Below are 23,510 nucleotides of genomic sequence, written 5' to 3' on the forward strand. Positions count from 1 at the left end.
AGACATGAAAGGGGGGCCAGTTGGCCCCCCTTTCAGCTTTCATAGCGGGTGCTGCCGCGCCGGTTCTCGTCAATCGGTAACTCCATCAACAAGGGCTGATGCGCGCGTTGCGAACAGGCTTGACGCGGGCAGAGGTTACAGTTGAGTCCGATCGGCGCATAAAGCTTGGGGTCGTCAAAGTTGTAACTGGAGGCATAGCGCAGGCGATGCGCATATTTTGCCTCGCACCCCAAGGCCAGCGTTAATCGTCTGTCTTGTGTTTCCTCACTGAAAACCGGGCGGTGGACTGTGCGGCTGACGGTGAAGTAGCGCGTGCCATCGGGCATTTCGACGAATTGTGGCATCATCACCCCCGGCTGATAGAACGCCGTGTGGATGTTCCAGACCGGGCAGGAGCCGCCGTATTCCGCGAGGTGGAACGAGGTGGAATTGAACCGTTTGGTTACATTTCCTGCCTTGTCGATCCGCAGGAAAAAGAACGGTACGCCGCGCGCACCTTCTCGTTGCAGGGTGGTCAGGCGTTGGCAGACCTGCTCGAATGAGGTGCTGAATACCGCTGCGATCCGGTCAATGTCATAGGCGGCGGCATTGGCCTCGCGCAGAAACGCGTCATAAGGCATGAGAAACGCCGCCGCGAAATAATTGGCCAGCTCCACCCGGAGCCGCGCCAGCGCATGCACCGAGTCGAGCCCGCTACGGTCGACAATACCCGACAGCACCTCTGGATAGGCCACGAGGCACAACACATGCGCAAGTTGAAAGGCGCGGTTCGACGTGTCGAGCGCTTGCGACAGGTGAACGACACCCGTCGCTTCGTCATAGTAACGCAGCGCGTCGCCCAGATCGCCAATCCGCCGGATGCGAACGGTGATGCCATGCCGTTCCTTGAGCCGTTGACGCAGATCGAAGTAACGGTCTTCGGGTGAGGTGAATTCACCTTCGCGCGCGCTCTCTGCGGCCTGTTCCAGTTCGGGAAAGTGGTTGCCGTGGTCACGAAAGAAGTTGTGAATCACGGTTTCGGGCGAGCTGCGCAGCAACTCATCGGCGGCATTGTCGCCGGCAAGGCTCAGGATCTTTTCCAGAGCGGTGCGATACGCGCCATGCAGTTCGAGAAAGAGGTCAACCATACGCGGTGCGTGATCCACAGCGCTGCGCAATTCCTGAAGATCGGGGAGGTCAGCGGCAAAGACCGGATCGCGCACCGCGAGGCGCAGGTCCGCCACCCGGCGCGCCGTCTCGTCGCGGGTCAGATCGCGCCAATCTACTGCATAGGCATCGGCAATCGACATCAGCATCTGCACGGACAGGCTGCGCTGATTGTTCTCAAGCAAGTTGATGTAGGATGGGCTGACGTCCAGCACGCGGGCCATATCGGCCTGCGTCTGACCACGCTCGCGCCGCAACTGGCGGAGCCGGGGACCAATGAGGGTTTTTGCCATGTGGAACCTTACAACATTACAAATATTTCATTCGTAATGTTTACTCTATACACATTGACATTAATTTCGTAGTGAAATCGGCTGTGTTCGCTATACTCAGGACAGCAAAAATTCAGCAAGATTCTCTGTGGAAAGGACCTGTCATGGCATATCGTATCGTAATCTTGGGGGCCTCTTATGGCTCCCTGCTTGGCACCAAGCTGTTGATGGCTGGGCAGGATGTGACGCTGGTGTGCCGTCAGTCCACCGCGGACCTGATCAATGCCGAGGGCACGGACGTGCGCATCAAACTGCGCGATGAGGCCGAGCACCGTTCGTTCCGCTCGCATGACCTGCCGGGCACGCTCAATGCTCTGACGCCTGAGGATGTGAACCCTGCCGATTATGACATGGTGGCGCTCGCTATGTCAGAGCCGCAGTATTGTGCCGATAATATTGTCGATCTTTTGGGTCGGATCGCGGCCGCGGGAACACCGTGTCTGTCAATCATGAACATGCCGCCGCTGCCGTATCTGCGCCGGGTTCCGGGCCTGGATACGTCCAAGCTTGAGGCGGCCTATACCTGCCCGCGCGCTTGGGCGGCGTTCACGCCCGGCACCGTGACCCTGTGCAGCCCCGACCCACAAGCCTATCGCGTGGCTGAGGATGGCGCGAATACGCTGCATGTCGGCCTGCCTACCAATTTCAAGGCCGCGATCTTTGAGGATGAGGCGCACAACCGTATCCTGCGCGATCTGGAAGCTGCAATCGACGCCGTGACGGTGGATGGCAAGGATGTGCCGGTCAAGCTCCGGGTGTTCGACTCGATCTATGTGCCGTTTGCCAAGTGGAGCATGTTGCTCACCGGCAATTACCGCTGTGTCCTGCCGGAGGGTGCGCGGCCCATCAAAGAGGCGGTGCATGGCGATGCGGCGCTGTCCGAAAAGATCTACAGCACCGTGGATGAGGTGGTGCGCCGTCTGGGGGCTGAGGCCGAAGATGCTGTGCCCTTTGCCAAATATGCCAGTGCCGCCAATGGCTTGCTCAAGCCATCCTCGGCTGCGCGTGCGATCGAAAGCGGGGCTGATCGGATCGAGCGTGTCGATATGCTGGTCAAGCTTATCGCTGAACAGCAGGGTGTCGACTCGGCTGAATTTTCTGGCATCGTCGAAACCGTCAATGCACGCCTCAAGGCAAATCGACGCGACGCGGCCTGACGTGAAAGAGCGAAGAGCGGCTCGCGGTTCAGGCCGCGAGCCCCTTGGCGCCCATGCGAAGAAATTTGTCGCGCCGGTCCTTGATGAGGGCAGCGCGATCTTTCTTGCCGAGTTCGCTGAGCATGGCCTCGATGGCCTTGCCCACGGCGGCGATGGTGTTGGAGGGGTCGCGATGCGCGCCGCCCAATGGTTCGTTGATCACACGATCCGCCACGCCAAGCCGGGTTAGATCCTGCGCTGTCAGGCGCAGCGCCTCGGCCGCTTCGCGCATCTTTTCGGCATCCTTCCACAGGATCGACGCGCAACCCTCGGGGGAAATCACTGAATAGACCGAATGTTCCAGCATTGCCACGCGGTTTGCAGACGCAAATGCCACGGCGCCGCCTGATCCCCCCTCTCCAATAATCACCGACACCAGCGGCACGCCGATGGTAAGGCAGGTCTCGGTGGCACGGGCGATGGCCTCGGATTGGCCGCGTTCTTCGGCCCCCTTGCCGGGGTAGGCGCCGGGCGTGTCCACCAGCGTGATCACCGGCAGACCAAAGCGGTCGGCCATCTGCATCAGGCGCACCGCCTTGCGATACCCCTCGGGGCGGGCCATGCCAAAGTTGCGGGCGATCCGGCTCTTGGTATCGTTGCCTTTTTCATGGCCGATGACCATGACAGGACGATCATTCAGGCGGGCCAACCCCCCCATCACGGCATTGTCCTCGCCAAAGGCGCGGTCCCCGGCGAGCGGCGTGTAATCGGAAAACAGCGCATCGATATAGTCGCGGCAGTGTGGGCGCTCGGGATGGCGGGCGACCTGACATTTCCGCCAAGGGCTGAGGGCCTTGTAGAGGTCACGCAGCATCTCTGCGGCCTTGGCATCAAGCGCTGCGGCCTCGGAATCGACATTCATCTCTGCATTGGCGCGGGCGAGCGCGCGCAATTCCTCGGCCTTGCCTTCAATCTCGGCGAGCGGCTTTTCGAAGTCGAGGTAGTTGGTCATCGCAATGCTGTCTCCACGTTTGCCGTTGCGTTATATGGCTTGAAGACGGGTGATTTGCAATCACAACCGGGCGATGGCGGCGCGCAAGGCGTGTTCTGGCGACGTCAGCACCGGCTGAGCGAGGCCCGCCAGATGCGCGGCGCCCCCCGCCATAGAGGCCTGAGCCAGAACAATCACCGCGATATCAGGGTGTTGGCTGAGGTAAGCCCGTGTCTCTGTGGCGATGGCGCGGGCAAATTCGTCTGTCTTGCCCCCGACGAAAAGCGGCCAGAGGTGCAGAAGCGGAAGGCTGCGCACGGGAGGAGGGGCCTTGGTTGTGTGCAGAGTGCGGATGAGCAGGGCAAGGCTGGGTGTGCGGGTGCTCTCAAGACAATAAACCAACAGAACCGGCCCGCCGATGTCTGCCGCCGCCTGCATCATGGGCGCGTCAATACGCAAGGCTCCGGCGGCCTCTGCGATCGGGCCGATGGTGGTGCAAGTGCAAAGCACGGGTGTCGGGAACCTCTGGATTTCTCGTGTTATTTCAGATACTAAGCTTTCTGTCATCGCGTCCTGTGCACGGCTCAGGAAATCCGGCCGCACGATATGCTGGAGAGTCAATCCCGGCGCAATTTGGTCACGCAGCGCGTCGAAGGTGGCTTGGTGACCCTTTGCGGTATGCAAAAGCGTGATCGTCACAGGGGCCATAGGACCGGGATAAGCGTGGCGATGAGCAGGGCGGCCATAAACCAGTTGAAGGCACGCAGGCGGGCTTGGTTCCTGAGCATCCGCCGGAGTTGTTGGCCGAGAAGGGTCCAGCTTGTGGTGCTGACGCCAGACATGACGATATAGACCCCCGCCACCCAGAGCACAGAGACCAGATCGCGACCCGTAGCATAGAGGGTGATGGCCGAGAGCGCCATGCTCCAAGCCTTGGGATTAACCCATTGGAACGCTGCAGATTGTAGGAACGTCAATGGCTTACCGGACGATTCTGCGTCGCGCGGGGGCGCGGCATTGGCAATTTTCCAAGCGAGATAAAGCAGATATGTGACAGAGCCGATTTTCAGCACGGTGTAGCTGAGCGGCCAGAGATCGAACACTTGCATCACGCCAAGGCCGACGCAGGCCACCATTAGGGGAAAACCCAGGCCGATCCCCAACATATGGGGGATTGAGCGGCTGAAACCGAAATTCGTCCCTGAGGCCATGAGCATCAGGTTGTTTGGTCCCGGAGTCATGACCGTGACAAAGGCGAATGTGGTGAGGGCGGTGAGTAAATCAGGTGTCATGGCACAATTATATGCGATCCTGAGTGACGTGGAATTGCGTTTTGTTGTTAATGGAGGATATATGTGCAATATAATTCAGATATGGATAAGATATGTGAACGTATATTGCAAGAGTTAAGCCGCGATGGGCGGATCAGCAATCTGGAGCTGGCCGAACGGGTGGGGCTGTCGCCATCGGCCTGCCTCCGGCGGGTGCAGGATCTGGAACGGCGCGGTGTGATTGCAGGCTACCGCGCGGTGCTGGATCGCAGCGCGCTTGGCATAGGGTTTCTGGCCTATATCACGGTCGGGCTGAACAGCCACACCAAGGCCAGTCAGGTGGCCTTTGAGCAGGCCATGAGCCGGGCGCCGGAGGTGGTGGAATGCCACAATATTACCGGCGCGGTGGAATATCTCTTGCGCGTCGAAGTGGCTGATCTGGCGGCCTATAAACGGTTTCACACCGATGTTTTGGGAACGTTGCCGCAGGTGAATGCGATCACGTCCTATGTGGTGATGGGATCGCCCAAGGACGGTCGCGGCTGACAGTCCGGGGCCTGAAAATGAAAGGGGACCGTTGGTTCGGCCCCTCAATCAGTCCTGCCATCGTAATCTGAAATTCCGGTTGTCCGGGCCGTGTGCCCGCTGCGTGCCATGCGTTCGGCGCAGTCATTACTTGTGTCCGACCATACGCGATGACGCGCGAATCGGTCAACAGGTGGATTGGTCCGTTTTTGCGAAACGTACGTTTGTGCGGTCAAACCGTACGCCCGGCCCTATCCGTTTTCCCGCAGGATGCCCCCGGCAAGGTAAAGCGAACCGCAGATCAGGATGCGCGCTTTGGGGCAATGGGTGGTGATGGCGGTTATGGCCTCAAGCGCGGTTTCGGCGGTGCTCGCGGCGAGGCCCGCCCTGCGCGCGGCCTCGGCTGTGACGTCTGCGGGCAGGGTATTGGCCTCGCCCGGGATCGACAGCGCGGTGAGCGAGGCGGCATGGGCCGCGAGCGGCGTCAGATAGCCGCCGATGTCCTTGGTGTTGAGCATGCCGCAGATCAGATGGGTGGGGCGCGGGGGCAGGGTGGCCAGATGTTTGGCCAAGGCCTCGCCTGCCGCCGGGTTGTGACCGCCATCAAGCCAGATCTCGGCATGGGGGGCGGCGTCGATCAGCGGACCGGTTTGCAGGCGCTGCATGCGCGCGGGCCAGAAGGCGCGGGTGACGGCGGCCTCATAGGCGGCGTCGCCCATGGTCAGGTGACGCAGGGCGGCGAGGGCAGCGCCTGCGTTCTCGATCTGATGAGCGCCGGGCAGGTTGGGCAAGGGCAGATCCAACAGGCCGGTTTCGTCCTGAAAGATCAGGCGTCCGCGTTCGGAAAAGGCGTGCCAGTGCTGACCATGCGCCAAGAGTGGTGCGCTGTGGCGCGCGGCAATGGCCTCGATCACATCCATGGCCTCGTCGGGTTGGGGGCCGACCACGCAGGGCACACGGCGCTTGATGATCCCGGCCTTTTCCCCGGCGATCTTGGCCAGTGTGTCACCGAGATATTGCTCGTGGTCGATGGAAATGGGCGTGATCACGGTAAGTGCCGGTTGTTCGATCACATTGGTGGCGTCAAGCCGTCCGCCGAGTCCCACCTCAAGCAAGGTGTAATCGGCGGGTGTCCGGGCCATGGCCAGAAGTGCCGCGCAGGTGGTGATTTCGAAATAGGTGATCGGGTCGCTGCCATTGGCGGCGTAGCATTCATCCAGAATGGCGGTCAGATGATCCTCTGAAATCAGCACTCCTGCCAGCCGGATGCGTTCGTGAAACCGTGCAAGATGTGGCGAGGTATAGGCGTGCACGGTTTTACCTGCCGCCTCAAGCCCGGCGCGGATCATCGCCTGTGTGCTGCCCTTGCCATTGGTGCCTGCGATATGGATCACCGGGGGCAGGTCGTTTTGCGGATTGCCGATCGCGTCGAGCAAACGCCAGACGCGATCGAGCGTGAGGTCGATGATCTTGGGGTGCAGCGCCATCATCCGGGCAAGGATGGCGTCGGATGTGGGGGTGGTCATTTCTTGGGGGCGTCCTTGGACTGTGTTCCGGCTTTGGCGGGCTCTGCCTCGGGGGCGGGCAAATCGCCCATGATCGCGGGCGGCAGGCCCATCAGCATGCGGGTGATCGAGACAAGCTCTTCGCGCAGTTGGGTGCGTGGTGTCACGCGGTCGAGCATGCCGTGGTCGAGCAGGTATTCGGCGCGCTGGAACCCTTCGGGCAGTTTCTCGCGGATGGTTTGTTCGATCACGCGCGGACCGGCAAAGCAGATGAGCGCGCCCGGTTCGGCAATCTGCACGTCGCCCAGCATTGCATAGGACGCGGTGACGCCGCCGGTGGTGGGATGGGTGAGCACGACGATGTAAGGAAGCCCTGCCTCTTTGAGCATCTGCACTGCGACGGTGGTGCGGGGCATTTGCATCAGGCTCAGGATGCCTTCTTGCATGCGCGCGCCCCCGGCTGCGGAAAACAGGATCAGCGGGCGCTTGAGCTTTACCGCTGTCTCTGCCGCTGCGATGATGGCATTGCCAACATACATGCCCATCGAGCCGGCCATGAAGTTGAAATCCTGTGCTACGGCCACAATCGGCGTGCGCCCCATATCGCCGGTGGCGACGAGCATCGCCTCTTTCTCGCCGGTGGATTTTTGCGCGGCGCGCAGGCGGTCAGGGTATTTTTTCTGATCGCGGAAATGCAGCGGGTCCGGGGTGGGGGCGGGCACGTCCACTTCCGAGAAGATACCGCCGTCAAACAGGGCCGTGAGCCGTGCGCGCGGCGTGATGGTCATATGGTGGCCGCAACTGGTGCAGACGTTCAGATTGTCGCTGAGTTCGCGATGAAACAGCATGGTGCCGCACGCATCGCATTTGGTCCAGAGGTTCTCGGGAATTTCACGGCGTGAGAAGATCGAGTTGATCCGCGGGCGCACATAGTTGGTGATCCAGTTCATCGGGTCCGGTCCCTCTGGTGACGGTTGCGCCCTGACATAAGGCGCGCGCGGTTGAAATGCAATCAGCGGCGCAAGCTGAGGCGGATGGCGAGCCAACCGCAGATCAGGATCAGCAGATCGACAGGCATCATCGCCCATAAAGCATCGGCATTGTCCGCCTGGAACGGGTAGGCATAGAGCGCCATCCCGTCAAATTGGCCACGCGGGGCGGCGATCAGGATGGCACTGAAATTGTTGATGAAATGCAGCGCGGTGGCCGGGCCGAGCGTGCCTGAGCGGGCTGTGAGATCGGCCGCGGCTAGGCCGAACGCGGCGGCCCATGCCACCACGATCCAAGAGTTGGAGCCAAAGCCGACCGGATCGAAATGCAGCGCGGCAAACATAAGCGAGGGCAGGGCCATCCAGATCAGGGGCGAAGAGAACCGCGCGGCAAGCTGGCTCTGGAGATAGCCGCGAAACACCAGCTCTTCGGCAAAGACCTGCAGGAAGAGCCCCAAGACGGCCAAGGGCAGCAGCATGAGCCATCGACCGGGGTCGAGGTTGGAGACCGGATCTAGCCCCTCTGGCATGGGCAGCAGGAGGATCGCGCCATAGAGCAGGATCATCACCCCCATGGCGCGGGTGAATTGATGCAGGGCCAGAGGGCGGGGGCCGACGACGCTCCAGAGGTCGCGCCTGTGCACGAGGCGCAGGGTAAGGCCAAGAGCCGCGATCAGCAGGCCAAAGATGAAGAGGTTGATCAGCACGCCCTCGGGGTTGGTCGCGGCCCCGACGCCCGGTGCGATGCGGGCCCATGCCTCGGGCCCAAAGAGCAGTGGCAGAACGGCGGCGTAGACGAAACTCAGCGCTACAAAGACCGGCACGCCAAGCGATATTCCCGCCAAAAGACGGGCGGGATGGGCCGTGGCGCGCGCCGGAGCAATGAGGATTTCATGGGCGTCATATCTCATGCGCGCAAGCTATAGGCGCGGGATGGGTGTTGCAATCAGCTTGCCCCCGCCGCGTCGCTGGCCTAGACCGATTTCAGCAAATTTTGGGAGGCCCCTCATGACCAAGTTCAACAAAGCCAAACTGCCCAGTCGCCATGTGACCGAAGGCCCCGAGCGCGCGCCGCATCGGTCCTACTATTACGCCATGGGCATGACCGAGGCCGAGATTCATCAGCCGCTGGTGGGTGTTGCCACATGTTGGAACGAGGCGGCGCCGTGCAACATCTCGTTGAACCGTCAGGCGCAGGCCGTCAAGGGCGGCGTGAAAGAGGCGCATGGCAGCCCGCGCGAGTTCACCACAATCACGGTGACGGACGGGATTGCCATGGGGCATGAGGGCATGCGCTCGTCGCTGGCGAGCCGTGAGGCGATTGCCGACACGGTGGAATTGACCATGCGCGGCCATTGTTATGATGCGCTTGTCGGGCTGGCGGGCTGTGACAAGTCCCTGCCGGGGATGATGATGGCCATGGTGCGGCTCAACGTGCCGTCGGTGTTCATCTATGGTGGATCGATCCTGCCGGGTAAAGCACCGCAGGTGAGCGAGATCCCCGAGGATTTCCGCAGCCGTGATCTGACCGTGCAGGATATGTTTGAAGCCGTGGGCCGGCATCAGAACGCCGAGATGTCCGACAAGGCGCTCGATATGCTGGAGCGGGTGGCCTGTCCGAGCGCCGGGGCCTGTGGTGGGCAGTTTACCGCCAACACCATGGCCTGTGTGTCCGAGGCGATTGGTCTGGCGCTGATGAACAGCTCCGGCATGCCCGCGCCTTATGAAAGCCGCGATCAATATGCCGAGGCGTCGGGCCGGGCGGTGATGCAGCTTTTGGAAAAGAACATCCGGGCGCGTGACGTGGTGACGCTCAAATCCTTGCAGAATGCCGCGCGGGTCGTGGCCTGCACCGGTGGCAGCACCAATGCCGGTCTGCACCTGCCTGCGATTGCGCATGAGGCGGGGATTGATTTCTTCCTTGAGGATGTGTGTGACATCTTCCGCGACACGCCCTATTTCGTCGATCTGAAGCCGGGCGGGGCCTATGTGGCCAAAGACCTTTATGACGCGGGCGGTATTCCGGTGGTGATGAAGGAATTGCGCAAGGCGGGGCTGATCCATGAGGATTGCATGACCGCAAGCGGGCGCAGCATTGGCGAGGAACTGGACCTGATCGAGCGTGAAGCCGACGGCAAAGTGATTTATCCCATTGAAACCCCCATCACCAAAACCGGTGGTGTGGTCGGTCTGAAGGGCAATCTGGCCCCGTCTGGCGCGATTGTGAAGGTCGCAGGCATCGCGCCTGAGCATCAGGTCTTTACCGGCCCGGCGCGGGTGTTCGAATGCGAAGAAGACGCGTTCGAGGCGGTGAAGGCGCGGCAATACAAGGAAGGCGAAGTGATCGTCATCCGCAACGAGGGCCCCGCAGGTGGACCCGGCATGCGCGAGATGCTGTCCACCACGGCGGCGCTCAGCGGTCAGGGCATGGGCAAGAAAGTGGCGCTGATCACCGATGGGCGCTTTTCCGGTGCGACGCGCGGGTTCTGTGTGGGGCATGTTGGCCCCGAGGCGGCGCATGGCGGGCCGATCGCGCTGATTGCCACAGGCGACATGATCACGATTGACGCGATCAAAGGGGAATTGTCGGTCGATCTGAGCGACGAGGAACTGGCCAAGCGCAAAGCCGCTTGGGCGGGCCCGCGCGAGACCATTTATGCCAGCGGCGCGCTGTGGAAATATGCGCAATTGGTGGGCGAGACCTATAAGGGTGCGGTCACTCATCCCGGCGCGGCATTCGAGCGGCATGTTTATATGGACCTCTGAGCGCGGACGGATTCGGACGATAGGGGTCCGAACCCTCTTGGGGCTGACGATGTTGATGATGCTCGCGGGCTGCCTTGAGGCACCTGCGAGCAAGTCCCAAGCGCTGAACAGGGTAGCGTTTTATGACGGTGACGTGGTTGTCGAGGGCCCACGCGGCTATTGCGTCGATGCTGCGAGTTTGCGGCGCGGGTTGACAGGCAGCTTTGCCCTGATTGCCAGTTGCGAGAGCCTGACAGGCCGCGCCGGTATTTATGTCGAGGCTGCTGTGATGACGGTGTCAGTGCTGCCGCGTGGGCAAAACGTGCAGCATCCTGATGCGCAGGCGATGGCGCGGGCGCTTGCCCCGGCAGAGGTGCGCGTCGCCGAGGATGGCGACGGCATATCTCTGGTACAGGTGATGCAGGGGGGCGAAAAGATGCTGCCCGGTGGCGACCCGGTGCACTGGCGCGCAGGTATGGTGATCAACGGGCATATGGTTGGGCTGGCGATTTACGGTCCTGCCGGGCGCGCTGTGGCGGGACAGGAGGGGCGGGTCTTGCTTCAGGATCTGGCCGAGATGCTGCGCGAGGCAAGCCCGGAGGACGTGGTGGCGCGGCAATCCATGCACCCTGACCTTATGAGTGGATTGTTTCCTGTTTCGAATTAATGCTATGCAAAGATCCGGGACATGAAATTCGGCTCTTTTTGCGTGCGAAGTTTGGCAAGGGTGCGCTCTGCATGAAATTACTGGACGTGTTGACGCATCGGCGCAGCCTGCGCAACTGGCGGCAAACCGCACGAAACGCACCGATGATGGGGCTGGCCGAGTTGCGGCGGGCGCGGGCACGGGCGCGCAAGCTGATTTATTCGCTCAATGAAGTGATCTCGATTGCCGATAATCGACTGGCGCTGCCGATGATCGGATCGAATTCCTTTTCGCGCCCCCATGGCACGGATTGGGCATGGCGGCCCGAGTTGTGGCGCGAGCCTTTGCCGGTGCCCGGCATGGCCTCGGTCAAGTCCAAGTCGATGCTGGGGCGCGAGGTGACTTTGTTTCATGATTGCGCGCGCTCGGAATTGTGCCTGCGGCAGTTGCGTAACAGCCGCGAGGCGGATCTTGCCCCTTATGGTCTGCGCATGGATGTGTTTGCCTTTGACGGATCGTTCCTGTCGGTTGTGCTGGATTTTCCGCAGCAGGCGGTGGACGGATTAACCAAGCGGCATCTTTTGCGGATGGACACGATTGTAGAGCTGGAAAAGCCGCTGGAGATTTTTGCCCGACTGAATATCAAGCATGGCCCCAATACCGAGCAGATCGTGCGGGAGTTGCCGCTGAATGCAGAGGAAATCATGGTCGAATTCGATCTGGCCTATTCCAACCTCAATGAAAAGCGGGTGGAGCGGGTGTGGATCGACCTGATTTTCGAGAATCCCCAGATGAGCCAGCTTGTCCTGCGGGATATAACATTCAGCCGTCGTCCGCGCGCGGATTTGTAGTGAGGGAGCAGTGATGAACGAGGTGACACTGACCAAGACGCGGCTCTTTGAAGGGGTCTGGGAAGGGGTTCTGACCCGGCAGGGAGAGGGCGATTTTACGCCTGACATCGAGGTGACGCATCATCAGGAGCCGGTGGCGGGTGTCGAGGTGACGCCGAGGCCAGAGGATCAGCTCTGGGTGGTGAGGGTGCCGGTGCCGCTGGAAAAAATCTCCGACGGGGTGCAGACATTCGTGATCCGTGACCGGCGGAGCGGTGAGGTTCTCGAAAGTTTCGCGCTTTTGGCGGGGGATGTGCTGAGCTACGATATCCGGGCTGAAATGGCGCTGTTGCGCGAAGAGCTGGATTTGCTCAAGCGGGCATTCCGGCGGCATTGTCTGGATACGATGTAGGGGCAGTTTCGCCTGAAGCAGACTTTGGGCCTGAGGGAGGTGCCGCCCGGTGCCTATGGCACCATGAGGCCGCGCATTGGGGATTGGGGCGATGGCGGCTCTGAGCCAAACCAGCCGCTCAAAGCCGGTCGAGATCGCCTTTGAGCGGGAAGAGTTGCTGCGCGATGCCGGCAAAGAGCAGGTAGACGCTGGTCACGACCAGGCCCCAATGCGCCCAGCTTTGCGGATCGAAATGCACCCAGGCCGCCCAGCCCGCGAAGAAGGTCCACGCCAGCGCCATCGGCAGCGACAGCCAGCGCCAGCGTTCTGTACGCACGGGGTGGATGAATTTGAGCGGCAGGAACATCGCCACTGCGAGCACAACCACCAGTCCGAGGATAATCCAGAAATTCGGCGCGAGCGCAAAGAGCACAAGCACCAGCATGTTCCAGCAGCCGGGAAATCCGGAAAAGGAATTGTCCTTGGTTTTCATTCGGGTATCAGCAAAATACATCGCGCTGGCAAAGGTGATCACGATGATCGCCACCCATCCGGTCCAGCCCGGAAGAAGGTCGGATTTGAAGAGCGCGAAGGCGGGAATGAAAACATAGGTCAGATAGTCGATGATCAGATCGAGCAGCACGCCGTCGAACTCGGGGGCGTATTTCTTCACATGGTATTTACGCGCCAGCGGCCCGTCGATGCCATCCACCGCAAAGGCTACCACGAGCCAGAGAAACATCAGTTCCCATTTCTGCTCGACTGCGGCCAGCATGGCCAGCATGGCGAACACGGCCCCGGTGGCGGTGAAAAGATGAACTATGAGCGCTTGTATCTGAGGTGTCATGGGCGTGTAATGGCGCAGAGATCAAAGATTTGCAAAGAAAAATCCCGGCCCCGCGCAGGGACCGGGATGGTTTTTCGGCAAGGTGCTCAGTTTGCGAGCCGGAACTCTTCGAGCGGATAGGCCAACATGTCCTGTGCTTCCCATGCAATATGACAATCATGGCAGAAGCTCTGCTTGAATTTCATCGGCTTACCATTGGGTTGGATGCCGCCATAGACCCAGTCATTGGTTTCGGGCACGCTGCCTGCCTCGCCCTTGGTCATGATAAAGAGCGGACCGGGAACAGCGGCTTTTTTCTTGGCGCTGATGGTGATGCTTTCTTTGGCCAGCACAGAGCCCACCGGCATGGTGACGCCCTCATCGGCATATTTGAGATATTGCTCGGCGGCGATGTCATTGGCAAAGGTGTAGAGCAGGCGGTTGCCATGCGCTCCGGCCACGGCGGGGCGGGTCGAGCTTACAGTCCAGTCACGATAGGCACTGGCGACGGCGTCGCCCTCTGTGGCGTAACCTGCGGCCAAGTCATCCTTGATGCAGGCATAGATTTCTTCGATTGCAGCCGCCTCAAGTGCGAAGGGATCCTCGACATCTACCGCGCAGTCTGCGGCAAATGCGGTTTGCCCAAGTGTCATGCTGGCCAAAAGGGTTGCTGCGGCGAAAAGCTGAGGTTTCATTATCTACATTCTCCATTTCATTCACGAGACAAGGGTGTCATCCGCGCGGAGCGTTGCACGTTTCCGCTGTAATTGAACTTAACTATTGCGTGAGGCGTTGAAGGGGGCCGGGGAGAGGGGAGCGGCCGCTTCAGGCCAATCCGCCAGCCAACCAGACCTGATCCTAGCCGCGCCCCTGTGGATGGGTGCGGGCGTAGACCTCCATCAGGCGGGCGGTGTCGACGCCCGTGTAGGCCTGCGTTGTCGAGAGCGAGGCATGGCCCAAGAGTTCCTGTATCGCGCGCAGGTCGCCGCCAGCCGTCAACAGATGCGTGGCAAAGCTGTGGCGCATGGCATGGGGCGTCGCGGTGGCGGGCAAGCCAAGCTGAGCGCGGGCCTGTTCCATCACCTTTTGAATGAGTCGCGGGCTGAGTGCGCCGCCGCGCGCCCCCAGAAAGAGCGGGCCGTTGCGGGTAATGTCATAGGGGCAGAGGCGGGCGTAGTGCGCCACCGCCGCGCGGGCGGGCTCGATCACCGGCACCAGCCGTTCCTTGCCGCCCTTGCCGATGATGCGCAGTACCGGGCCAAGCGGCAGGTCAGCGCCGGTGAGGCCAAGCGCCTCGGAGATGCGCAACCCGCAACCATAAAGCAGGGTCACGACCGCCTGATCACGGGCGGCGATCCAGGGGGTCAGGCTCTGTGCGTCGAGCGTGTCAATCATCTCGGAGGCGGCTTCGGGCGTGAGGGGGCGGGGCAGTTTGCGCAGGAATTTCGGCGACCGGGTTGAGAGGACCGCCGTAGGCTCGAACCCTTCGCGTTCGGAGAGCCATCGGTAGAAACTCTTGACTGCCGAGAGTTTGCGCGCGAGCGAGCGGGGGCCGACGTCGCCGCCACGGGTATGGGCCATCCACGCGCGCATGTCGGCGGTGGTGATGCGGCCAAGGGCCCCGAGACCTTGAGCCTCGCCATGATGCAGGGTCATGAAGCGCAGAAAGTCACCGACATCGCGGGCATAGGCGTCGATCGTGTTGGCAGAGGCGCCCTTGAGCGCCTTTTGTGCGGCAAGCCAACCCTCGAGCGCATCGCGGGCGGCCGGGCTGATCATGACAGCCAGCGGCGCATGGTGCGCTCGAATACCCCTGCGAAAAAGGCCAAGAGATCGGTGCCCTGTTGCGGGCTGAACTGATGCGGGTCTTCGGCCCCCATGGCCAGCATGCCGGGCAGGCGGTCCGCGCCGAAATCGAGCAGAAGGCAGGCTTCGGAGCGCAGATAGGGCGCCTCGCGGCCATAGACGCGCATGTCGCCTTCGTCGATCTGGCGCAGGGTCACTTGGCGCGCGGGCACGTCTCGGGTGCCGGTGAGATAGGATTTGATGAAGCCGGGTTCCGCCACCGAGAGCACATCGCCCAAGCGGCGCACCGCCGGATCATTGTCGTTCTGCACCGACTCGAGCACGAGGCGCACGGCGTCAACGCGCAGGATATGCGCCACCTCGCCACCGAGATCGCGCAGGAAGATTTCAAACTCAACCGGGTCGAGCATGCGCAGAATGGCGCGGTGCACCTGATTGGTGCCCGCGAGATTTTCATAGGCCGCCGCGATCACCGAGCGGTGGGTATCCTCAAGCCGGTCAAGCCGCGCCTCAAGCCGGTCCATCGCGATGCCGCGCAGGTCCACGATGTTGCCGCCCATCGCGCGCTCATTGGCGGCAATGAGTGCGCGCATAAGGTCTTGATCCTCAAGGATAAGATCTGGTTGCGCGATAATATGCTCGCGCAGCGCATCGTTCATTTCGGGCTTGCTGCTCATTCTGGCCTCTTACGGGTTTGCCACAGTCTAGCAGATGCAAATCCAATATGCCGCAAGAAAATGCAGGGCCGCACGTCAGCCGATGGGCCGGGCGGTGAAGAGAACCTGACCGCGCGGCAGGCGCATCGGGCTGCGCGCGGCCTGCCAGCCGGTTACGCGCGCCATATGGTCCACATCTTCTGGGAGAATGTGATAGGGCGGGCGGATGTCATGGGTGACAACCCCGTCAGGTTGGCGATAGGCGGTGGCGGCCTGAGTGGCGTCGGGGGCAAGGAATACGGTGAAGAGACAGCATTCGAGTTGCTCAAAACGGCGCAGGTTGGTGAGCGCGCGGCGCAGATACGCCATGGGCAGATGCGGAAAGACCGCAAAGGCGATGGCGTGGGTGATGCAACCCGGCACGCCGGGATACTCAAAGCGGGCATCCTCGATCAGGTGATCAGGGCTGAGGTGTGATGGATCGGCCAGTTCTGTTTCATGCCCCGCCAGCAAGAGCGCGCGCGAGGCATCTGTTGCCCAGTAATGCCCCGGATCGAGATAGGGCACTGCCTTGCATCCCAGCCGCAGCGATCCCGCGCCGATATCCAAGAGGTGATGATGCGGCAAGAGGCCCGCGTCGTGCAGGATGCTCATCTGCACCCGTCCGGTTTCTTCCCAACGCCCCCCCACCACATCGCGGTGGCGTCCGGCCGCTATCGCTTCGGCATGAAAGCCGTCTACGTCATAGGGGTTCTGGGGTCTTTTCACGGGTGGGTCAGCCTTGGGCCGTGCGTGCGAGACGGGACTTGCGAAGTTGCAGCAGAACGATCGGCAGCCAGAGCAGGAGGCCAATCGCCATGGTCTTGAGACCGGGTGCGATGAACAGCAGCGAGGTCAGCCCTACCGCCCAGCGTTCCCAGTCGCGCATCGGGGCCAGCAGATAGCCCGAGAAGGCCGCGCCCAAGCCGCCGATGCCCAGCATTGCGCCGGTCAGGGTGATGGTGAAGGCGGACCAAGTGAAGCCGTCCGTCACCAGCAAGAGGGCCGGGGAGTAGACAAAGACAAAGGGCACCAGCGCCTTGGCGATACCGAGGCGAAAGGCGGTGTTGCCGGTGCGGAACGGGTTGGCCCCGGCGATACCGGCGGCGGCATAGGCCGCGAGCGCCACGGGGGGCGTAATATCCGCGAGCACGCCGTAGTAGAACACAAAGAAATGCGCGACCAGCGGTTCGACCTGCAACTGTGCGAGGGCCGGTGCCGCGACCGCGACGAGGATGATATAGGTGGCGGTCGTGGGGATGCCCGCCCCCATGATGATGCAAGAGACCGCGATCAGGATCAGCGAGACAAAGAGCGCCCATTGTTGCAGGGTGAAATAGCTGAGCAGCCAGAGTTCGCTGAGCGTGGCCCCCATGTCGGTAGCGGTTTGCACCACCACATAGCCCAGACGAAAGCCCACCCCGGTCAGGGTGACGACGCCGACCACCACGCCCACGGTGGCGGCCGCCGCCCCCACGGCCAGCGTGTTGCGGGCACCGTCGGCCAGCGCCTGCCACAGATCGCGCAAGGTCAGGCGGTTGATCGGGTTGAGAAAGCCCACCACAACGCAGGCGATGATGCCATAGACCGCGGCATAGTCGGGTGTTTTGCCGCTAAGGATCAGGTAGACGAGGATGAAAAGCGGAATGAGGGACAGCCAGTTCTGGCGCAGCACCAGCCCTGCCTTGGGCAGTTCATCCGCTCTGAGGCCGCGCAGGCCCAGTTTGCGTGCCTCCAGATGCACCATGATGAAGATGCCGAAATAATGCAGCATTGCCGGAAAGAGCGCCGCCGCGAGGATGTCGCGAAGCGGGATTTCCAGATATTCCACCATGATGAAGGCCGCCGCCCCGAGGATTGGCGGGGTGATCTGGCCGCCGGTTGAGGCGGTCGCCTCGACCGCACCGGCGAAATGGGCAGGGTAGCCCACGCGCTTCATCGCCGGGATGGTGAGCGCGCCGGTGGTCACGGTATTGGCGATGGAAGAGCCCGAAATTGTCCCCATGAAGGCCGAGGAAAAGATCGCCACCTTGGCCGGGCCGCCCGCGTAGCGCCCGGCGATGACCATGGCGAGGTCGATGAAAAGCTGGCCCAAGCCAATGCGGGTGGCCAGCACCCCAAAGAGGATGAAGAGAAACACATATTGCGCCATGACGCCGATGGCGATGCCGTAGATGCCTTGGTTGGTCATGTAGAGGTGGTTGATCAGCCCCTCCCAACTGGCGCCGCCATGTTTGAGCGCGCCGGGGGCATAGGGGCCGAAAATGGCGAAGGCGACAAAAACGAGGGCGATGATCGGCAGGGTGGGTCCGACCGAGCGGCGTGTTGCCTCAAGCGTCAGCACAAACAGCGCAGAGCCCATCAGCACATCAAAATCGGAAGGGTTGCCAACCCGCACCGAGACCGCCGCAGGCGGCAGCAGCGGCAGATACATCGCCGCCGCGACAGCCATAAGCGCAAAGACCAGATCGAGGATCGGCACGCCCGAAATCCGATACCACGCCGCCGGGGGCAGGGTGGTGCTGGTGCTGCGCCGCCATGAAAACAGCAGGAACACAAGCCCCAACACAAAGGACAAGTGAATCCCGCGGTGCAACAGTTCCCGCACAAGACCAAAGCCAGAGGCGTAGAAATGATAGGCCGACATCGCCACAAGCAACACCGAGACCAGAACGGCAATACTGCGCCCGGTGGGACGAAAGGCCAGTTCGGGATCGTATTTGCGTTCGATCTCGTGCAGCTCTTCAGCGGTGAGTTCGGGATCGGCCATGGCGTCTGTCCTGATCTGGAAAAGGGAAAAGGAAAACCCGGCCACCGCAGAGGCAGCCGGGTTATTATCTCAGGCGGGCAGGATCACTTGATCAGCCCGGCTTCCTTGTAGAAGCGTTCTGCGCCTTCATGCAGCGGCACGCCGACGCCACTGAGCGCTGACTCGAGGGTGATGGTCACGCCCTTGGCATGGCCCACGTCGAGCAGTTTGCGGGAATTGTCGTTCCAGAGCGCTTTGGTGATCTGGTAGATCAGTTCGGCGTCCTCATCGGCGGAGGTGTACCATTGTGCGCCCACAGAGACAGTTTCGGTTGCGCCAATCCCCTCATAGGTGCCTTCGGGGATCGCGCTTTGCGAAAAGAAGCCATAGGTCGAGGTCAGTTCCGCAGCCCCTTCGCCTGCGATCGGCACGAGTTTGATATCAGCCGCTGACGCCAGTTCCACCAGCGAACCTGCCGGATAGCCCGCGACCACAAAGAAGGCGTCGATCTTGCCATTGCGCAGCGCCTCGGAGGCGGCGTCGCCCTTGAGCGCCTCGGCGGTCACGTCATCAACCGACAGGCCATTGGCCTCAAGAATGAGACCCGCATCGACATAGGTGCCCGAGCCCGGCTCGTCCAGCGAGACGCGCTTGCCGGCCAGATCCTTGACGCTCTCGATACCGCTGTCGGCGAGGGCGACAAGGTGGATATGTTCCTCAAAGAGCGCCGCGATGGTACGCAGCTTTTCGGCGGGCGGCTGGCCCGCCATGGTGCCGGTGCCGGTATAGGCCCAATAGGCCACGTCCGACTGGGCAAAGCCGGAATTGCGCAGGCCCGACATGATGGCATTGACGTTGTCCACCGAGCCGCGCGACGATACGGCCGAGGCAATCAGCCCCTCGACGCCGCAGCTTCCACCCTCTGCGCAGGGGCGCGACCCGGGCGGGTTGGAGATGGCGTTGGCGATGACCCCGCCGACCGGATAATAGGTGTAGGCGGTGCCGCCGGTGCCAATGGTAAAGAACTTGAGGTCCTGCGCGAGCGCGCCCGTGGCCAATCCGACCACCAGCGTTGCCCCGACCACGAGGCCGCGCGCCCCCTTGAGTAGGTTTTTCATTCGTGTCTCCCTGTGTTGACAGATCACAATTCTAAGAGTGACCTGTTTTTGATGCAGAATCCGTTTGGATTACCTGCGGCGAGGCTATGCAAACCGATCCGCCAAGGCAAGGCCATGCTGCGGACCGGCCAGAGGGGGCATCACGTCAGGTGGTGGCCAGTTGTCGAGCCTTTTGCGTGTTGGTCCAGAGGATGGCCAGAACGATGGTCGAACCGATGGCGATCACCGTGACGTCATGCGCTACCAGCATCAGCCCCGCGATGCTGAGCACCCATTTCTGCCAACGGGCGATGTTGGTCTTGAAAAAGCCGATATAGGCCACCGACAGCGCCACGATCGAGAGCACCCCCGAAGAGAGCGCCAGCGAGAAATCCCACCATGTAAAGTCGATGAAAAGCAGCGAGGGCGCATAGATGAACATCATCGGAACCAGCGCCTTGCCCATAGAGAGGCGGAACGCGGTCATGCCTGTTCGCATCGGGTCCGATCCCGCAATGCCCGCCCCGGCATAGGCCGCAAGCGCCACAGGTGGGGTGATATCCGCAAGAACGCCGTAATAGAACACAAAGAAATGTGTGGCCAAGAGCGGAATGCCCAATTCCTGAAGCGCAGGCGCTGCGATGGCCGCGAGGATGATATAGGTGGGGGTTGTGGGGATGCCCGCCCCCATGATGATGCAGGCAACCGCCACAAAGATCAGGGCAAAGAACAGGGTGGCTCCGTTCTCGGACAGCACGCCCACCGGATCGAAGGCGGCGATGGTCATGCCGAGCCAGGTCGCCGCATCAAGCACCGCGCCCGAGAACTTGAACCCCATCCCGGTGAGCGTCGTTACCCCGAGGATAAATCCCACGCAGGCGCAGGCCGCCGTGATGGCGATGGATTGCTGGGCGCCGCTTTCGAGCGACTCCTTGAGCTTGCGCGGGGTGAGGGCGCTGCTGGCATCCATGCGTTTACCCAGACCTACGGTTTGCAGGATGACCGGAATGAACGAGCAGCCTACGGTCAGGACAATCCCCCAAAACGCCGCGAGGAACGGGGTGAATTTCATCAACAGGAGTGTGACCATCGTCACCAGCGGGATGAAGAGGTGCCAAGAGCGCACCAGCACATCGAGAAACTGGGGCAGCTTGTCAGGTTCGATGCCCGTAAGGTTCAGCCGCTTGGCCTCAAGATGCACCATCAAAAGCGTGGAGAGATAGTGAAAGCAGGCTGGAATGATCGCGATCAGGATCAGTTCGTTATAAGGCACCCCCAGCATTTCCGTCATCACAAAGGCCGCCGCCCCCATGATCGGCGGTGTCACCTGTCCGCCGCAACTGGCCGAGGCCTCGGTTGCGGCGGCGAATTGCGGGGAGAACCCCTTGGATTTCATCATCGGGATGGTAAAGGCCCCGGTTGTCACGGTGTTGGCGATGGGCGAGCCAGAGATCATGCCGAAAAAGCCCGAAGACACCACCGCCACCTTGGCCGGACCGCCGGAATAGCGCCCGGCCACGATCGAGGCGAGATCGATGAAAAGCTGCCCCAGCCCCGATTTCTGCGCCAGCACGCCGAAAAGCACGAAGTGAAAGACAAAGGTCGCAACCACCCCGATGGCAATGCCGTAGATACCTTCGGTGCCGAGATAGAGGTGATTGACCAGACGGATGATGTTATAGCCGCGATGCGCCAGATCCCCCGGCAGATAGGGGCCAAAGACCGCATAGAGCAGCGCCAGCGTGCCGATCACAGGCAGCACCTCGCCCATGGTGCGCCGCGCCGCCTCAAGCACGATGATGATGGCGAACAGCCCAAGGATATAGTCGAGCGGTTGCGGAAAGCCGACGTTCTGAATGAAGATCGTGTCGAAGAACACAATGAGATAGAGCGAAGAGGCGCAACCGATGATGGCCAGCGGCCAATCCACGATAGAAAGCCGGTCGCCATGTCCGCCCAGCCGCTCGATGGGCAGGGCCGTGAGGCCAAGCAAGAGGCTGAGACCGATCAGACCCCAGCGGGCGGCGTCGGGGATGTCGCCTGAGAGGGCATTGGCGAGTTGCAGGCCGAGAAAGACGTAGAAGGCCGCAAAGGCCAGCCCGAACCCCCATGCGCGCAAGGGCCGCTCGGGGCGCATGCGCGGGAACAGCAAAAACACCAGCGGCATGATAAAGCTCATATGCACCGAGCGGTGCATCACCTCGTTCAAAAGGCCAAAGCCCGAGGTGTAGATGTGAAACAGGCTGAGCACGATACAGGCGAGCGACGCCACCTGTCCTGTGATCCCGCCGAGACGGCGAAAGTTGGTCTCGTTGTCATATTTGCGAACCAGCGCCTCCATCTCTTCTTGCGAGAGGCCGGTGTCGTGCGCGGGATTGGTCATGGTCAGTCTTTCTTGCAGTCTGGCGACAGGATTTCGAGAGGGGTGGCAGGCCAGAGGGTCAGGTCAATCACTTCTTCGCCCACGATCAGGCGATTGTCATAGTCGGGTGCGGTGCGCAGGATCAGCCGGGGCACGGGGCGGTGCAGCGGCAGGACCATGGTTCCGTCGGCCTGTGTTTGCCGGTGGCCGGAATGCGCCATGCCGGGGCCATGCGCGACAAAGCGTTCCTCGGTCTGCACGATCTGGCCGTCTGGAGTTACGATGTAATCCGCCTCGACCGGGGTCAGGCTGACGGAATGCCGCCATGTGAGGGTAAAGGCGTGGCCGGGCCGTTCTAGGCGGGTCACGCCATCGCGTACCCCGACCACCGCAAGCGTATCCGCAGAACAGGCGCGGGGGGCTGGTGCCCCCCCCGCACAGAGCGCGACCGCGGCCAGCGCGGTCAGTCCGCGCTGGCCGGTCCGTGTCACTTGATGAGGCCTTGTTCGCGGTAGTAGCGCTCGGCACCCGGGTGCAGTGGGATCGAAACCGATTCCAATGCCGTTTTCAGCGAGACCTGACCGCCCATCACATGCACCTTGGCCAGCGTTTCGGTGTTCTCATAGAGCGCCTTGACCATGGCATAGGCGATGTCGTCGTCGAGATCGGCATGGGTCGCCCAGATTGCGCGCACAGCGAGGGTTTCGACATCGGCGTCAACGCCACGATACGAACCTGCGGGCAGGATCGCGGAGGCGTAATAGGGCTGAACCTCTTGCAGTTTGGCAATCGAGGGGCCGGTCAGCGGCACGATCGCGATGTCATGGCCATTGGCCAGTTCGGTGATCGACGAGGTGGGCGTGCCTGCGGTGATCAGCGATGCGTCGAGATTGCCGTCCTTAATCTTGTCCGCCGACTGGGCAAAGGAGGAGAAATCCTCGGACACCGACTCGCGCGTCATGTCATGCGCGGCCAGCAGGTCACCCAAAAGCTGCCATTGGCCAGAGCCCGGCGAGCCAGAGGATACGGACTTGCCCGCCAGATCGGCAAAGCTGGCGATATTGGCCTCTTTGCGGGCCACAAGCTGCACGGTTTCGGGATAGAGCGACCCCAGAGCGCGCAGATTTTCGGCGGCGTTGCCTTCAAACTGGTTGGTGCCTTTGTAGGCGGCGTCGAGGATGTCGGCGGCGACAAAGGCTGTTTCGATTTCAGCCTTGGCCAACAGGCCCGCGTTGGCGACCGAAGCATTGCCGGTTTCGGCGGTGGCCGAGATGCGGCGGCCTTCCAGCTCTGCGGTGTTGGAGATCAGCTGCGCCAGCATGCCGCCCAGCGGATAATATGTGCCGCCGGTGCCGCCGGTGGCGATGCCGACAAAGACGCGCTCTTGGGCATGGGCCGGAGCCGCGAGGGCCACAGCCGACAGCGCCAGCGCGCAAAGGGATTTCGTGAGTTTCATTCGGATCACTCC

At 61.7% G+C, this 23,510-nt stretch carries 23 protein-coding genes; 6 read left to right on the forward strand and 17 right to left on the reverse strand.

Annotated elements, in window-relative coordinates; genetic code table 11:
- Positions 1-32: 32 nt before the first annotated feature.
- Positions 33-1,439, reverse strand: a complete 1,407-nt coding sequence (locus tag ACN0SW_RS14910; protein WP_417728722.1) for a helix-turn-helix domain-containing protein — start codon at positions 1,437-1,439, stop codon at positions 33-35.
- Between the two features lie 143 nt (positions 1,440-1,582).
- On the opposite strand from ACN0SW_RS14910, the gene ACN0SW_RS14915 reads away from it, so the two are divergent.
- Positions 1,583-2,635: a ketopantoate reductase family protein gene (locus ACN0SW_RS14915; RefSeq protein WP_417728723.1), complete on the forward strand. Its 1,053-nt coding sequence runs from the start codon at positions 1,583-1,585 to the stop codon at positions 2,633-2,635.
- Between the two features lie 28 nt (positions 2,636-2,663).
- Here the strand turns inward: ACN0SW_RS14915 and ACN0SW_RS14920 are convergent, their stop codons facing one another.
- Genes ACN0SW_RS14920 through ACN0SW_RS14930 form a run of 3 tightly spaced genes read right to left on the reverse strand, consistent with a single transcriptional unit; the run spans position 2,664 to position 4,897 of the window.
- The gene (locus ACN0SW_RS14920) at positions 2,664-3,626 is read right to left on the reverse strand and encodes an acetyl-CoA carboxylase carboxyltransferase subunit alpha (protein ID WP_417728724.1); all 963 of its coding nucleotides are present in this window, start codon (positions 3,624-3,626) and stop codon (positions 2,664-2,666) included.
- A gap of 60 nt (positions 3,627-3,686) precedes the next feature.
- Complete coding sequence (locus tag ACN0SW_RS14925) at positions 3,687-4,289, reverse strand: hypothetical protein (protein WP_417728725.1); 603 nt, start codon at positions 4,287-4,289, stop codon at positions 3,687-3,689.
- A gap of 11 nt (positions 4,290-4,300) precedes the next feature.
- Positions 4,301-4,897 (reverse strand): LysE family translocator, encoded by a 597-nt coding sequence (locus tag ACN0SW_RS14930; RefSeq protein ID WP_417728726.1) that lies wholly within the window; start codon positions 4,895-4,897, stop codon positions 4,301-4,303.
- Positions 4,898-4,978: 81 nt separating this feature from the next.
- On the opposite strand from ACN0SW_RS14930, the gene ACN0SW_RS14935 reads away from it, so the two are divergent.
- Positions 4,979-5,422 carry an Lrp/AsnC family transcriptional regulator gene (locus ACN0SW_RS14935; RefSeq protein ID WP_417728727.1) on the forward strand — a complete coding sequence of 148 codons (444 nt, stop codon included), beginning with the start codon at positions 4,979-4,981 and terminating at the stop codon, positions 5,420-5,422.
- 230 nt (positions 5,423-5,652) lie between these two features.
- Here ACN0SW_RS14935 and ACN0SW_RS14940 read toward each other — a convergent pair whose 3' ends face one another.
- From ACN0SW_RS14940 to ACN0SW_RS14950, 3 genes are all read right to left on the reverse strand, one after another.
- Positions 5,653-6,927 (reverse strand): bifunctional folylpolyglutamate synthase/dihydrofolate synthase, encoded by a 1,275-nt coding sequence (locus ACN0SW_RS14940; RefSeq protein WP_417728728.1) that lies wholly within the window; start codon positions 6,925-6,927, stop codon positions 5,653-5,655.
- Entirely contained in the window at positions 6,924-7,856 is a 933-nt protein-coding gene (accD, locus tag ACN0SW_RS14945) for an acetyl-CoA carboxylase, carboxyltransferase subunit beta (protein WP_417728729.1), read from the reverse strand. Before accD ends, ACN0SW_RS14940 begins: the two co-directional genes overlap by 4 nt.
- A gap of 62 nt (positions 7,857-7,918) precedes the next feature.
- A complete protein-coding gene (locus ACN0SW_RS14950) occupies positions 7,919-8,806 on the reverse strand; it encodes a CPBP family intramembrane glutamic endopeptidase (RefSeq protein WP_417728730.1) in 888 nt (295 codons plus the stop codon).
- 97 nt (positions 8,807-8,903) lie between these two features.
- Here ACN0SW_RS14950 and ilvD point away from each other — a divergent pair, with 97 nt between their 5' ends.
- From ilvD to ACN0SW_RS14970, 4 genes are all read left to right on the forward strand, one after another.
- Positions 8,904-10,661, forward strand: a complete 1,758-nt coding sequence (ilvD, locus tag ACN0SW_RS14955) for a dihydroxy-acid dehydratase (RefSeq protein ID WP_417728731.1) — start codon at positions 8,904-8,906, stop codon at positions 10,659-10,661.
- Between the two features lie 49 nt (positions 10,662-10,710).
- Positions 10,711-11,307, forward strand: coding sequence for a hypothetical protein (locus tag ACN0SW_RS14960; protein ID WP_417728732.1), 597 nt, complete (start codon positions 10,711-10,713; stop codon positions 11,305-11,307).
- Between the two features lie 71 nt (positions 11,308-11,378).
- The gene (locus tag ACN0SW_RS14965; RefSeq protein WP_417728733.1) at positions 11,379-12,137 is read left to right on the forward strand and encodes a DUF6478 family protein; all 759 of its coding nucleotides are present in this window, start codon (positions 11,379-11,381) and stop codon (positions 12,135-12,137) included.
- A gap of 13 nt (positions 12,138-12,150) precedes the next feature.
- Positions 12,151-12,528: a hypothetical protein gene (locus tag ACN0SW_RS14970; RefSeq protein WP_417728734.1), complete on the forward strand. Its 378-nt coding sequence runs from the start codon at positions 12,151-12,153 to the stop codon at positions 12,526-12,528.
- Between the two features lie 118 nt (positions 12,529-12,646).
- Here the strand turns inward: ACN0SW_RS14970 and ACN0SW_RS14975 are convergent, their stop codons facing one another.
- The 10 genes from ACN0SW_RS14975 to ACN0SW_RS15020 form a co-directional block, all read right to left on the reverse strand.
- Positions 12,647-13,354: a CDP-alcohol phosphatidyltransferase family protein gene (locus tag ACN0SW_RS14975; protein ID WP_417728735.1), complete on the reverse strand. Its 708-nt coding sequence runs from the start codon at positions 13,352-13,354 to the stop codon at positions 12,647-12,649.
- 86 nt (positions 13,355-13,440) lie between these two features.
- A complete protein-coding gene (locus tag ACN0SW_RS14980) occupies positions 13,441-14,028 on the reverse strand; it encodes a cytochrome P460 family protein (protein ID WP_417728736.1) in 588 nt (195 codons plus the stop codon).
- 163 nt (positions 14,029-14,191) lie between these two features.
- Positions 14,192-15,112: a tyrosine recombinase XerC gene (locus ACN0SW_RS14985; protein WP_417728737.1), complete on the reverse strand. Its 921-nt coding sequence runs from the start codon at positions 15,110-15,112 to the stop codon at positions 14,192-14,194.
- A complete protein-coding gene (locus ACN0SW_RS14990) occupies positions 15,109-15,816 on the reverse strand; it encodes a DUF484 family protein (protein ID WP_417728738.1) in 708 nt (235 codons plus the stop codon). The genes ACN0SW_RS14985 and ACN0SW_RS14990 overlap by 4 nt, the downstream gene beginning before the upstream one ends.
- A gap of 75 nt (positions 15,817-15,891) precedes the next feature.
- Positions 15,892-16,563 (reverse strand): class I SAM-dependent methyltransferase, encoded by a 672-nt coding sequence (locus ACN0SW_RS14995; RefSeq protein WP_417728739.1) that lies wholly within the window; start codon positions 16,561-16,563, stop codon positions 15,892-15,894.
- Between the two features lie 7 nt (positions 16,564-16,570).
- Positions 16,571-18,604, reverse strand: a complete 2,034-nt coding sequence (locus tag ACN0SW_RS15000; RefSeq protein ID WP_417728740.1) for a TRAP transporter permease — start codon at positions 18,602-18,604, stop codon at positions 16,571-16,573.
- Positions 18,605-18,687: 83 nt separating this feature from the next.
- Positions 18,688-19,701 carry a TAXI family TRAP transporter solute-binding subunit gene (locus ACN0SW_RS15005; RefSeq protein WP_417728741.1) on the reverse strand — a complete coding sequence of 338 codons (1,014 nt, stop codon included), beginning with the start codon at positions 19,699-19,701 and terminating at the stop codon, positions 18,688-18,690.
- Positions 19,702-19,846: 145 nt separating this feature from the next.
- Positions 19,847-22,063: a TRAP transporter permease gene (locus ACN0SW_RS15010; protein WP_417728742.1), complete on the reverse strand. Its 2,217-nt coding sequence runs from the start codon at positions 22,061-22,063 to the stop codon at positions 19,847-19,849.
- A gap of 2 nt (positions 22,064-22,065) precedes the next feature.
- Positions 22,066-22,533, reverse strand: coding sequence for a DUF1850 domain-containing protein (locus ACN0SW_RS15015; RefSeq protein ID WP_417728743.1), 468 nt, complete (start codon positions 22,531-22,533; stop codon positions 22,066-22,068).
- The gene (locus ACN0SW_RS15020; RefSeq protein WP_417728744.1) at positions 22,530-23,498 is read right to left on the reverse strand and encodes a TAXI family TRAP transporter solute-binding subunit; all 969 of its coding nucleotides are present in this window, start codon (positions 23,496-23,498) and stop codon (positions 22,530-22,532) included. Before ACN0SW_RS15020 ends, ACN0SW_RS15015 begins: the two co-directional genes overlap by 4 nt.
- Between the last annotated feature and the right edge of the window lie 12 nt (positions 23,499-23,510).

The organism is Roseovarius sp. (assembly GCF_048262375.1).
GTDB lineage: Bacteria > Pseudomonadota > Alphaproteobacteria > Rhodobacterales > Rhodobacteraceae > Roseovarius.